This is a genomic window from Pseudoalteromonas sp., assembly GCF_041613455.1.
Taxonomy (GTDB): Bacteria; Pseudomonadota; Gammaproteobacteria; order Enterobacterales; family Alteromonadaceae; genus Pseudoalteromonas.
In genome coordinates, this window is the sequence record NZ_JBFJHD010000077.1 from 1 (window position 1) to 13,000 (window position 13,000).

Sequence of the window (13,000 nt, forward strand, 5' to 3'; positions counted from 1 at the left end):
GTTATGGCTCCCGCAAGGTTCATATCACCGTCAAAGCTTAGTCTTTGAGTTCTGCCAGTTTTTAAATTTAACTTATAAATCTGAGCATTACCACCCCTTTCAGATGTAAACACAATATCTTGACCATTTGGATACCACGACGGCTCGGTATCTATACTACGGTGACGTGTTAAACGGGTTTCTTTACGAGTTAACAAGTCTAATAAGTATATTTCGGTGGCGCCAATTTTATCTTTTGACAGTACTAACAATAGCTTTTTGCCATCTGGCGAAAATTGTGGCGCACCATTAATCCCCGGATAACTGGTAACAAGCTCTCGCTTACCTGAGTATAGGTCTTGAATGTAAATTTGGCTCTGACGATTCTCAAATGTTACATACGCCAGCTTAGTACCATCGGGTGACCATGCGGGTGACATTAATGGCTCTTTAGAGCGTAGTAAAACTTGTTCATTAAAGCCATCATAATCTGCAACCACTAATTGGTAAGGCTTATCATCGTTATCACGTACGATAACGTAGGCAATTTTAGTTAAAAACGCCCCACGCTCTCCGGTTAGTTTTTCGTAAATTACATCGCTTATACGGTGCGCGTAGCGACGGAACCCCGTATCGCTAATAGCGCTGGTACGCGCTTCTAAAATATGGTCTTGGCTTTGTACTAATTTACCATTACTCATTAACTGTGTTTCACCGCCGGTGATTTGTCCGCGGATCACATCAACCAGCTCATAGCTTACTAAGTAACGGCCATTCGGTTGCTGCTCAACCTGCCCAACTAATACCGCTTCTACCCCTTGGTTAACCCATGCGGCGTAATCAATATCGCCATCTTTCGTTGGCTGCTGCGGCATTTGCGCCACATCAATTGGTTTAAATTTACCACTGCGCATTAAATCTGCGGCAATAACGTCACTGAGCTTTTCTGGGATCGGACCTATACCTTGATACTTAAACGGCACTATCGCGATGGGTCTTGCGCCATCAATACCTTCGGTGATCACGATTTCAAGCGCGGCATTAGCCAGCCCCTGAAACCCTAATAATAAAACTAAACAGGCTATTTTTACTTTGTTGAACATATCATTCCTTTAAAATTCTGGCTTGATTGTTAAATTAATATTCTTCAGTTGATCAAATACATCTCTGTCTTTAGATACCGGTAATGTATCAGCCATGCGCACAGCCCTTAATGCCGCCTCACACACTAACTTATCGCCACCTAATGACTTAACCTGCGTTACCAACCCATTAAACCCTAAACGAATATTGACGCGACACTGCTGGTTTTTCATTTTTTCGTCAATAAGTAAGTTTTGTTGAATCCGCGCCATAATTAATGCGCGATACTTATCAACTTCACTTAATACTTGTTGCTGACGAATTTTGTTACGTGCCGCCTGCTCTTGAGCAAGCTGCTCCTGCAACATTTGTTCTTGCAACGCTTGCTCACGCTTACGCTCTGCTTCTGCTTCACGCTGTTTGCGCTCCGCTTCCGCTTTTTTAAGCGCTTCTTCTTCGGCTTTACGCTTAGCTGCGGCGGCTTTTGCAGCATTTTCGGCCTCTTGCTTTTGCTTTTCAGCTTGCTTTGCCTTCGCACGTTCTTGCTGCTCAATTGCGCGCGCTTTTTTAGCTTGCGCTTGCGCTTCGGCGGTTTCTTTTTCTTTCGCTTTGCGCTGCTGCTCTAATTTTTTAATTCGCCGAGCTTCTGCTTCGCGCTGTTTGCGCGCATCATCAGCACGGCGTTCTAGCTCGCGAATACGCTGATCTTCGGCACGCTTTTTAGCGTCTTCTTTCTTTCTGAGTTCTGCTATTTTTTGCTCAACTTGCTTTTGATCGACCGTTACCGCCGATACCGCTTTATCAGCATCGGGCAGCGCAGAGTTAAGCGTCACTTCCATCACCTTAGGAGGCGAGGTATGCAAGTTTGCTGACGCATATAACAGCCCCCCCAGTGCTAAGTGTAAAACAACCGACTTTATTAATGGAGTTTGCATGCTACTACTTTTTCCCCTCAAAGGATTCGGTCATTAAACCAACCGACGGTACGCCCGCACTTTTTAAAAAGTCCATTAGGAGTAAAACTTCTTGATACGATACCTTACCCGACCCTTTGATCATCACTGGCACATCCGGGTTTTTCATCAGCTGCATTTTGATTACCGCAGCAACATCCAATGCTTCCATCGGCTCTTCTGGGTCAGTACCTATGCTCACGTAATAGCGACCTTGTGCATCAATTGAGGCGATAATGGGCGGCGTATCTTTGGTATCAACTAAGTCTGATTCTTCCATTTTTGGCAAATCAACTTTAACACCATGAGTGATCAGTGGTGCCGTTGCCATAAATATAATCAGCAGCACCAACATTACATCAATGTAGGGTACTACATTAATTTCTGCGACCGGGCGACGCTTTTTACGCTGATACATTCGCTTGAGCCTCTATTTGGGTAGCTGCTTGACGGTGTAATATATTTGCAAATTCTTCCATAAAGTTAATATAGTGAGATTCTAACTTTTCAACTTTATTGGCAAAGCGGTTATAAGCAATAACAGCCGGGATAGCCGCAAATAAACCCATTGCGGTTGCAATTAATGCTTCGGCAATCCCCGGCGCGACCATTTGCAATGTGGCTTGTTTTACTTCCCCTAAGGCAATAAATGCATTCATGATACCCCACACAGTACCAAATAAGCCGATGTACGGGCTAATTGATCCCACTGTGGCTAAAAATGACAAGCTCGATTCTAATTTTTCTATTTCACGAGAAAGCGCTACGCGCATCGAGCGATGGGTGCCTTCCATAACAATGCCAGCGCTGTGAATAGTATTTTTTTTATGACGCGCAAACTCTTTAAAGCCGGCTGTAAACAGTGCTTCAATACCTTGTGACTGGCCGCTGCGCGATGAAATTTCATTGTATAGCTTACTTAAATCAACACCTGACCAAAACTTTTGTTCAAACTTTTTAGTGCTGGCTAAGGCATCTGAGATTGCTTTTTTACGTTGAAAAATAATTGCCCACGACATAACAGACATAGCAACTAACGCTAGCATTACTAATTGCACTAGCAAGCTGGCTTCTAGAATTAAATCTAAAAAATTAAGCCCTGATCCCACGTTAAACTCCTAAAAATTAAAAACACCTCAAATTGAATGATTTGAGTTATATGACACACACCTAAGCCACAAAGGTATAAGTGCCTAAAAGTGTCGCTTAGTGTATATAGTGTATTTCCTGCTGACAACGGTATTGCTATGAATAGACAACAAAAAACGTTAAAAAATTCCGTAAGCTTTACATTAATCGCAATAAACAATATTGCAGGTCGTTTAAATAGCCATAAAGCGCGTTATTTTAGTAAATAGCTTAAAGTTAAAACTATATAAAACACATTGTTTATTCTAAATTTATGCATAAGCACGCAAAAATACATTTAGCCAAACATTACATAATAGTAAAACTAATACCGAAGCACATTACAAAAACACACTTAAACATTAAATTTCAATAACTTACAATATTAACTTTTATTTAACGCACGATATTTAAACATTAATAAATATCTTGAAATTAGTTTTTCTAATCTGAAATTACAAATTTTCTAGTTTGAACAACAGCTCGCTATTCGCTATTATTTTGCCATACCGAGCTAGCGCATTAAATGAAACCTTTTCATTAAATCCAGTTCTTAGTAATAGGATATTTCATCGTATTACATTGCTTTATTCGTTTGGATAAAACCTGACTGAGTAAAACAGAGTTCCCAAGATTACTTCCTTCAACTTGTTGTTTGCCCGCATTATTTGCGGGCTTTTTTTTGCCTGCAACAACCACAACGTGGCTACAACAATAGTAAAACACATAATCAATGCCGTTAATTAACCGCGATGCAGCATAGCCATGCGAGTCTTAACGCTCTGTGAATTGTATATTCAAGTGGGATCTTTAGCGGGCACTGCTAGCAAATAATTGCTGAGGAATAATTAGGTAGCGAGCTGTAAGGCACAAGCTCGCTAAAGAGCATAAAGGTTACTTATTGTTGCTTTGGTAATAAACCAAAATGATGGTAGGCGTTGTCAGATACAATGCGTCCACGCGGAGTACGTTGAATAAAGCCCTGTTGAATTAAAAATGGCTCTATTACATCTTCAATGGTTTCTTTTTCTTCGCCAATAGCAGCGGCTAAGTTATCGAGCCCTACGGGGCCTCCCATAAATTTTTCTATAATGGCGAGTAAGTATTTACGATCCATATAGTCGAACCCACTTTTATCTACATCTATCATATCGAGTGCTTGCTGCGCCACGTCGGCATTTACTGTACCATCAGATTTAACTTGGGTGTAGTCGCGCACGCGGCGTAATAATCGATTCGCAATTCGCGGTGTGCCACGCGAACGTTTCGCTATTTCGGTGGCGCCATCGTCACACATTACTAGATCAAGATAATGTGCCGAGCGCCCAACTATGTGAGATAAGTCAGCCACCGAGTAAAACTCTAAGCGCTGTACTATGCCAAAGCGATCGCGCAGCGGTGAGGTAAGCGACCCCGCACGCGTGGTTGCGCCAATTAACGTAAATGCCGGTAGATCTAACTTAATAGAGCGAGCGGCAGGCCCTTCGCCAATCATAATATCTAACTGGTAGTCTTCCATTGCCGGGTACAGTATTTCTTCAACCTGCGGGCTAAGCCTGTGTATTTCATCAATAAAAAGTACATCGCCTTCTTCTAGGTTGGTTAATAACGCGGCTAAATCACCAGCCTTTTCCAACACCGGGCCCGACGTGGTTTTAATACTCACATTCAGCTCATTAGCAACAATATTGGCTAACGTGGTTTTACCTAACCCTGGTGGACCAAATATCAGCAAGTGATCAAGCGCTTCCCCTCGACTGCGCGCCGCTTCAATAAAAATTTCCATTTGCTGTTTAACATGCGTCTGACCACGATAGTCGGCCAATAGTTTTGGCCTTATTGCGCGGTCTATGGTGTCTTCGTTTGTTTGTTCACTCGCATCTATTAAGCGATCAGCTTCGATCATAGGTTACTCACAGCATTGATTTTAAAGATTCTTTTATAAGAACCTCAGTAGACATATCGGGTTTGCTCACTGATTTTACTGCTTTTTGCGCCTGTGGCAATTTATAACCTAACGACACTAATGCCGATACCGCATCATCAGCAGCATTATTAGCGATGGTGGCATCCGTGACTGGCTCTATAACCGCGCTGTCGCTAAATGGGGTGAATAAATCGTTGCCCCAGCTTTTTAATCTGTCTTTCATTTCGAGCACTAAGCGCTCAGCCGTTTTTTTACCTACACCGGGTAGCTTTACTAAACTGGTTGCATCTTCGTTATTAACACAACTTACAAATTGCTGCGCCGACATCCCCGACAAAATAGCCAAACCTAACTTAGGGCCTACGCCATTAGCTTTTAGGAGCTCTCTAAATAACGCACGCTCAACTTTATTATTGAAGCCAAATAACAGCTGCGCGTCTTCACGTACCACAAAGTGGGTATATATAATGGCGTTGTCGCCTACCTTTGGCAGATCGTAAAAGCAGGTCATTGGCATTTGCACTTCGTAGCCAACACCACTGACCTCAATTAATATTTCGGGCGGTTGCTTTTCAACTAACACCCCATTTAAACGGCCAATCATAGTTATTTCCTTAAACGTCCTCTCACGGTTTTGCTGGCGCTCCCCGCGAGTTTTATTAAATTTTGTTCTGAGTGAGCATGGCAAATAGCGATTGCCAACGCATCGGCTGCATCGGCTTGCGGCGTACCCGGTAATTTTAAAATATTTTTTACCATATGTTGTACTTGCGATTTATCGGCGCCACCATTACCCACCACCGCTTGTTTAATTTGCCGTGCGGAGTATTCAAACACCGGTAAACTCGCCATGGCTGCGCCAACAATCGCAGCGCCACGTGCTTGACCTAACTTTAATGCCGAGTCGGGATTATGTGCCATAAATACTTTTTCTATGGCGAAAGTTTCTGGCGAAAACTGCTCAATTAACTGGGTAATGCCTTGATAAATCATTTTCAAGCGCACCGGGAACTCGTGATCGGCTAATTTAATACAACCACTGCCTAAATAAGTAAATTTTGCCCCTTGGTGCGCAACCACGCCGTAACCTGTTAAACGCGAGCCAGGATCGATGCCTAAAATTATCGCCAAAAAGCACTTCCATTGTTGTTATTGTTTAATATCGGCAATAATGCCAGAGCACTGTATAAATTACCAGTAGCAATAATACAAAAACGCCCACAACAAGGTGGGCGTTTTATATTTACTCAAATAGCAGCAGCTACCCTAGCGCGCGCACTAAGCCTTGGGTGTTTTGTTTAAGGGTGCGGGCAATCATAAAGTAGCCTAGCCCCGCCACAAAAGCGCCCCCCGCGAGCGGCCCTATCAACCAAATATGAGGGTGTAGTTTACCCGCTAAATCAAACATTTGTTGTTGCACAATCAACAGCGCAATATCGCTGAAAAACGCCGCCACTAACCCCGCTAAGCCGCCAAGTAATAAAAACTCATACAAGGTGGCATTTTTAATCAAGCGGCTTTTAGCCCCTAAGGTGCGCAGTATCACTATTTCTTGCATGCGTTCGCCTAAGCTGGCCTGCACTTGCGATATAAGCACTAAAGCCCCGCACAGCACCACGATAACCAGCACAAAACCAATGGCTAACGACACTTGCTCGATGGTTGATTGAATTTGTTTCACAAAATTATTAACGTCGATTGCGGTTATGGTGGGATAGCTGCGTAATAGTTGGCTAAAATCTTGTTTTTGCTCAGGCTCTATGCGCACCGAGGAAATGTAGGTTGCCGGAAAATCTTTAAGCACATCGGGGCTCAAAATAATGAAAAAGTTTGGCTTTAAGGTCGCCCAGTTTACATTACGTACACTGGTAATTTTAGCGTCAAACGACTGTGCACCAATTAAAAAGGTCAGTGTATCGCCTAGCTTCACATCTAAGCGCTTCATCATTGACTCTTCAACCGACGCTTCGGCTTGTGCATTTTTGCCAAACCATTGTCCTTGCACTATTTCGTTTTGTGCCGGCGGCGTATCAAGCCAGGTTAAATTTAGCTCACGGCCAATACCTGCACGGGCCTCTTCGTCTTTTTTCTCGTTGTCTTGTAATGATACTTCTCGTGCCACCAGCTCGCCATTGACCGCATTTACCCGCCCACGAATAGTGGGGTAAAACTCTGACACCTGAATATTTTTTTCTGCCAAATACTCATTCACAGGAGCAAGTTCATTTTGCGTAATATTGACCAAAAACGCATTCGGCGCGTCGCTTGGCAATTGCGATTGCCAATCGGCGATCATGTCATTTTTAAGTACCACTAAAAACAGCAACAATTTAATTGCTAAAGAAAAACTGATCAGTTGCACCGCATTAACGTTGGCGCGTTTTTGAATAGACGCAATTGCCAGTGACCAACTATTTCCTGGCTTTAAGCCAAGCTTACGGCCGCCGCCAAAAATGAGTTTAGAGAGCAAAAACAACACGCCAATTAAGGCCAAGGTAGATAAAAACAAAATAAGGGTGATTTTTATATTACTGCTAAATAGCCACATAAGTAAAAACACCGTGAGCGCGCTTAAGCCTAAATGCACTCGGCTAACCGCTAACTGATCACCCAGATTACGACGTAATACCCGCAGCGGCGGTATATCAAATAAGTCGAATAACGGCTTAATAGAAAACATTACTGCACAAATTACCCCGGTGCTAATGGCCACCAACCAGGGTTTGATACCCGCCATAGGAAGGTTCATGCCCATGCTTTGCGCCAAATAATGACTCGCCACGGCTTGTAAACCGTAGCCAATTAACAAGCCGACACTCACCGCCATAAAACACACTAACAATAAGTGCGTAAGATAAATTTGACGGATCATCGCGCGACTGCCCCCTAAGGTTTTCATCATCGCAACAGGATCGTACTGACGTTCACAATAGCGCTTTGCCGAAACGGCAATCGCCACCGCCGCTAAAATAATGCCTAGTAAGCCGGCAAGCAGCAAAAAGCTCTCAGCCCGATTTAGGCTATTAGAAATAGGCGACTGGCGGTCTTTTACTCCATACCATTGCTGGTTTTCTTGTAACTGTGGCTTTAGCCAACTATAAAATGCATTAATGTCGCTTTCATCCCCGGCATACAGCTGGCGATAAAATACGCGACTGCCGGGCTGTATTACTTCGGTCTTTTCAACATCGTCAATATTAATAAGCACGCGACGACTACTGGAAAATACATTAAAAGGCGCATCGGGCTCTTCTACAATTACTTTTTCAACATTAAATAGCGCCGCACCTAGCTCAACCACATCGCCAATATCAATATTTAAACTATAAAAAACCGACTCGCTAAGCCACACATTGCCAAGGGTTGGCCCACCGTTGGCAATCTCAGTCGCACCGTTTAGGCTTGACTTCACTTTAAGCTGCCCTTTTAACGGGTATTCGCTAGACGCCGCTTTTACCGAGCTAAATTGCATTTCGTCATTAGCAAACAGCATGGTATCGAAATACAACATTTGCGCCGTGGCTAAATTTTGCTGTTGAGCTTGGGTAATAAACGCGCTATCAATTTTATGATTACTCGCCAGCACTCGATCGGCGGCAATAAATGCACTGCTTTTTTGCGCAATACTTTGTGAAATTCGCTCAGTAACCATAGACAGAGTAAGAACCGTTAATACAGCTAAGGCAATAGCAGCACTAATAACGGTTAGTTCGCCGCGGCGAAACTCTCGGGCAAATAACTTCAGCGCTAACTTAGCCCACATGTGCCATTTCCTCTGCTGAATTTTTAACTAAACATCCGCCTTCAATTTGAATAATATGCTGACACTTATTCGCTAACGCGTCGTCGTGAGTCACTAAAATAAGCGTGGTACCGTGTTGCGAGTTTAAATCGAATAATAACGATTCGATCATTTTACCGTTTTTGCTGTCTAGGTTTGCCGAGGGCTCATCGGCAAACAGTATTTTAGGAGTACCAATAAACGCGCGGGCAATCGCCACACGTTGTTGCTCGCCACCAGAGAGTTGCGACGGGTAATGATCTATTCGGTGACTTAAGCCCACTTTTTCTAGCAAAGTAAGCGCTTGTTGTTTAGCATCGCGCTCTCCTGCAAGCTCTGCAGGCAACATAACGTTTTCAAGTGCCGTTAAACTTTGCACTAACATAAACGACTGAAACACAAAGCCCACTTTTGCCGCACGCAAAGCTGCACGGGCTTCTTCATCGAGATTATGTAACGGCTGGCCATCAAGCATAATTTCACCGCTTGTGGCGGTATCTAAGCCTGCCAATAAACTTAATAACGTGGATTTGCCTGAGCCAGACGTGCCCACTACCGCAACCGACTCGCCATGCTTGACATTAAAGCTGATGTCGCTGAGGATGGGCAGCTCACCTTCAAAGGTAGAGACGACTTTAGACAGACCATTTACTTGAATTATATTTAATTGAGAAAGCGCTGACATATGACTCATTCAATCCTACGTTTTGTATTCGTTTTATTTTTAGTTATCAAGCCACTAAGTGCAGCAGCCGACAACACCATTTTAATACTTGGTGATAGTTTAAGCGCAGCCTACGGACTTAAACAAGAGCAAGGCTGGGTAAAGTTGTTACAAGATAAGTACGATGCCGAGCAACGTAATATCACCCTAGTTAATGCCAGTATTAGTGGTGAAACAACTGGCGGCGCACTGCGACGAGTCGATAGTTTGCTAGCACAGTACCAACCCACACATGTATTAATTGAGCTTGGAGCCAACGACGGTTTACGTGGTTTTCCAGTTAAAACAATGCAAGCTAACTTAACAGCCTTAATAGAAAAAAGCCAAGCCGCCAACGCGAAAAGCGCGTTAATGGAAATTTACATTCCCCCTAATTACGGCCCACGGTATAGCAAAATGTTTACCGACAGCTTCACACAAGTAAGTGAAGCGACCAATGCTTACCTAATGGAGTTTTTTGTGCTTAAAGTCGCGGGCCAAAGCGACCTGATGCAAAACGATAACTTGCACCCTAACAAAATTGCACAACCTATTCTACGAGACGAAATGTATAACACGATCAATAACTGGTTAAATAATAATTAATAGTGCAACTTTTCAGTGTAAGGCTCAACTATTTCGCCCCTAGTTGCGCAATAAACACCCAAACAAACAAATGCTTATTGATTTTTTAAAAAATACACGTACTATTGCATCCAACGTCGGTATGTAGCGCAGCTTGGTAGCGCACTGTCATGGGGTGGCAGGGGTCGAGAGTTCGAATCTCTCCATACCGACCAATTAAATCAATACCTTACCTCAATTTATAAATCTCTCGTTTTAACCTACAGTATTGCGTGTAGCCAATGTGTAGCCACTCTACTCTTTTTTTATAGTCGGGAATTAAAATTCAACTCTTCAATTGCTCGTGCGTACTGGTTGCGAATCCCCCTTCTACGGTGTAGGAAAATACCCTATAAAAATTTAGCTAGCTTGCTGTATTGTTCTAGGCTATTTCTAAGCCCCCATACACCCGAAAACCCGTTTCTTTGTAAATATCTAAATAAGCTTTTACGCGTCCATGTATTACCCCAACTAGTTTTTAAGTTTATGTTATTTAAATGATTAACTAAATACTGGTAGCTAGGGTTTTTATATTTATGCGATTCATTAAGCTTTAATACCAGCGCTTTAAATACTAGTTTATCGTTATCAATTCTATGCTGTGTATTCATATATCCTCCTTAGAAGGTCATATTATACCCTTTTATTACAATCATTTCGGGCGATTCAGTTAGGCATAAAATTGTGTTCAATAAGAAGGCTATGGATAATAAAACTTAAATGGCTTGAATTTGTCAGCGCCTTTTGTAATTCTAATAACACTAAAACTACTAAGGACGGTTATGTTTTTATCAGATAATCAACAATCAAAAGCTTCAAATACCAAAACCGAATGGACTTTAAACGACAAAGGCCTAACCAATAACTTTACTGAAACAACTTATGAGATTGAGCACCTCAGCTTTTCACTAAAAAAAGATGGTTACAAAGGTGTCGCATCAATATTTTATAACAATGAATTCCTTTGCAATTTAATCACGACTTATAGCCTATCTGGTGTGTATAAAAAACATGGCATCAAAGAAAACACAACGATAAATAATAATATTAATGAAAAGCTTTTAGATGTAAACAACAATGAAATTACGCTCTCTAGTGTACTACTCAGCTTTAAATCAAAAGACTATGGTATAGCAGGTTTGAGGACTGTTGATTGTAAATCCTCTTATGATCTCCTTTTCTATGGTAAATATATAACGAGTGTGTCTAAAGAAACTGCTCATAAGATAGAGGCTACAAAAAATATATATCTAAATACGAAACTCTCAGCTTTAAATGAAAGAATAAAAAATAACCTAAGCGAAATTGAAAAAAGAAAAGATAGCCTCACTGCAAAAAACTTTAAAGTAATTAGAAGCCCTAACGAAGTTGTGCTTACTACTGAAACAGCATCAAATTTAAAAGTGCTCAAAAGGTTGGACGTTATAACTGCTGAGTGTGTTTATGGCATGAATATATTCAAAGATATATTTGCAAGTCTTAGTGATACTTTCGGCGGAAGAAATAAAAGTATACAAAACACGCTAAGAGATGCCCGCAAAACAGCCTTGGCGGAGTTGAGAAAAGAGGCCTTTTCATTAGGTGCTAACGCGGTAATTGGTATTGATTTAGATTACAGTGAGATATCAGGTGGTGGGAAGTCTGGTATGTTATTTATTGTTGCTTCTGGCACTGCGGTAATAGTTGAGTAATATAACTTAGGTAATAGCCCAAAGTATTTTGGGCTTATCATTACTTATTAAATACTTTTTTGATTAGGGTTATTACTTCATCGTTACCATGTAACTCTGCGTACTCTAATGGTGGAATAGAAAAGTCTGTATAAGAAATGTCTTGAGCGGTATCCAAAATATTTTTTATGCCTTCAATATTATTATCCGCAATAGCATTAAGTAACGTTTTCTGGTTGTTTTCGACTTGAGCAGAGGCGTTATTCTCTGGCTGTTCTTTATTACAATGTTTACAAATGATAGCTTCTGATTTTATTAATTCAGCACAAAATGGACATTTCTTTTGTGTACCTAAGGCTAGTGCTTTGCTCTCGAGAGTTTGATTGTCCTTTTTAGCAACAAGCGCTAATACTATACCAAGGGGCCCAAGCACAAAACCAACTAAAAACCATAAAAAGCCGCTTCTTCCTTTATTACTTCCAGCAATGCCAGTTATTAATCCACACAAACAAAAAAAGACAATAAAACCCACTGACATACTATTTCCCTATATATTTTATTTTTAATTTCATCGACATATTACATGTCATTCCCAGGAAATATAAACTTTTTAATTTTAAATTTTTCTGCTTCATCTTTAGGGGAGGCTGCTGTTAGCTCAATTCTCTTACCGTAAAATTTACTATCGTGAAACTCAGCTATGGTATAAAAACCGTTTGAATCATTAAACCAAATGATTCCTCTTTTTGACCCTTTAGTTATTATTTTAGTCGGATCTCCATACTGCTTTAATAGTTCTTTTTCTATATCACTAAATGAATAATTCAAATCTTCCTCACTTAGCTCTAAGTTTATTTTGTGGATAATTCCGTTAGCTACTTTTACTGTTATTTTTGTAGGAGAGTTAAAAAAAGTAGTTGGTATTTCACACGTAAAGCTATTACCTGACGAGCTGTAATCAAGTGTTTCATCTGGGCAAACGGAGAGCCTTTCGCTAATCGTGAATCCTTTAATTGAAGAAAAGTTCATCTTTTTTTCTGGGAGTTCAGAACATGCGGTTATAACCAATAGTGAAAGTGAAAAAAATTGTTTCATCATATTAAAAATCCATTTTGAAATTGAGTCCATATTCAGACTAGCATAACCCTCAAC

Annotated in this window: 14 protein-coding genes and 1 tRNA gene; 3 read left to right on the forward strand and 12 right to left on the reverse strand. The window is 41.3% G+C overall.

The features are described from left to right. The 9 genes from tolB to ABYB02_RS09040 form a co-directional block, all read right to left on the reverse strand. The coding region (gene tolB, locus ABYB02_RS09000) for a Tol-Pal system beta propeller repeat protein TolB (protein ID WP_372762136.1) at positions 1-1,082 on the reverse strand (1,082 nt) is incomplete at its 3' end. Between the two features lie 9 nt (positions 1,083-1,091). Further along, positions 1,092-1,997: a cell envelope integrity protein TolA gene (gene tolA, locus ABYB02_RS09005; RefSeq protein WP_372762137.1), complete on the reverse strand. Its 906-nt coding sequence runs from the start codon at positions 1,995-1,997 to the stop codon at positions 1,092-1,094. Between the two features lie 4 nt (positions 1,998-2,001). Beyond that, positions 2,002-2,433, reverse strand: a complete 432-nt coding sequence (tolR, locus tag ABYB02_RS09010) for a protein TolR (RefSeq protein ID WP_372762138.1) — start codon at positions 2,431-2,433, stop codon at positions 2,002-2,004. Then, complete coding sequence (gene tolQ, locus ABYB02_RS09015; protein WP_372762139.1) at positions 2,420-3,124, reverse strand: protein TolQ; 705 nt, start codon at positions 3,122-3,124, stop codon at positions 2,420-2,422. The genes tolR and tolQ overlap by 14 nt, the downstream gene beginning before the upstream one ends. 917 nt (positions 3,125-4,041) lie before the next feature. Then, a complete protein-coding gene (gene ruvB, locus ABYB02_RS09020) occupies positions 4,042-5,049 on the reverse strand; it encodes a Holliday junction branch migration DNA helicase RuvB (protein WP_372762140.1) in 1,008 nt (335 codons plus the stop codon). 7 nt (positions 5,050-5,056) lie between these two features. Beyond that, a complete protein-coding gene (gene ruvA, locus ABYB02_RS09025; RefSeq protein WP_372762141.1) occupies positions 5,057-5,674 on the reverse strand; it encodes a Holliday junction branch migration protein RuvA in 618 nt (205 codons plus the stop codon). Positions 5,675-5,676: 2 nt separating this feature from the next. After that, positions 5,677-6,201: a crossover junction endodeoxyribonuclease RuvC gene (ruvC, locus tag ABYB02_RS09030; RefSeq protein WP_372762142.1), complete on the reverse strand. Its 525-nt coding sequence runs from the start codon at positions 6,199-6,201 to the stop codon at positions 5,677-5,679. Positions 6,202-6,331: 130 nt separating this feature from the next. Beyond that, positions 6,332-8,833: an ABC transporter permease gene (locus tag ABYB02_RS09035; protein WP_372762143.1), complete on the reverse strand. Its 2,502-nt coding sequence runs from the start codon at positions 8,831-8,833 to the stop codon at positions 6,332-6,334. Beyond that, entirely contained in the window at positions 8,823-9,536 is a 714-nt protein-coding gene (locus ABYB02_RS09040; RefSeq protein WP_372762148.1) for an ABC transporter ATP-binding protein, read from the reverse strand. Before ABYB02_RS09040 ends, ABYB02_RS09035 begins: the two co-directional genes overlap by 11 nt. On the opposite strand from ABYB02_RS09040, the gene ABYB02_RS09045 reads away from it, so the two are divergent. Beyond that, on the forward strand, positions 9,537-10,160 hold the full coding sequence (locus ABYB02_RS09045; RefSeq protein WP_372762144.1) for an arylesterase: 624 nt from the start codon (positions 9,537-9,539) through the stop codon (positions 10,158-10,160). It abuts the gene before it with no gap. Positions 10,161-10,277: 117 nt separating this feature from the next. Then, positions 10,278-10,354 (forward strand) — tRNA-Pro (locus ABYB02_RS09050). 174 nt (positions 10,355-10,528) lie between these two features. Here the strand turns inward: ABYB02_RS09050 and ABYB02_RS09055 are convergent. Next, complete coding sequence (locus tag ABYB02_RS09055; RefSeq protein WP_192532648.1) at positions 10,529-10,789, reverse strand: hypothetical protein; 261 nt, start codon at positions 10,787-10,789, stop codon at positions 10,529-10,531. 171 nt (positions 10,790-10,960) lie between these two features. Here ABYB02_RS09055 and ABYB02_RS09060 point away from each other — a divergent pair, with 171 nt between their 5' ends. Continuing rightward, positions 10,961-11,869 carry a YbjQ family protein gene (locus tag ABYB02_RS09060; RefSeq protein ID WP_372762145.1) on the forward strand — a complete coding sequence of 303 codons (909 nt, stop codon included), beginning with the start codon at positions 10,961-10,963 and terminating at the stop codon, positions 11,867-11,869. Between the two features lie 40 nt (positions 11,870-11,909). Here ABYB02_RS09060 and ABYB02_RS09065 read toward each other — a convergent pair whose 3' ends face one another. Together ABYB02_RS09065 and ABYB02_RS09070 are read right to left on the reverse strand one after the other, a co-directional pair. Continuing rightward, complete coding sequence (locus ABYB02_RS09065; protein WP_372762146.1) at positions 11,910-12,386, reverse strand: hypothetical protein; 477 nt, start codon at positions 12,384-12,386, stop codon at positions 11,910-11,912. Positions 12,387-12,427: 41 nt separating this feature from the next. Next, positions 12,428-13,000 (reverse strand): hypothetical protein (locus ABYB02_RS09070; RefSeq protein WP_372762147.1); only part of this gene is annotated, 573 nt, incomplete at its 5' end.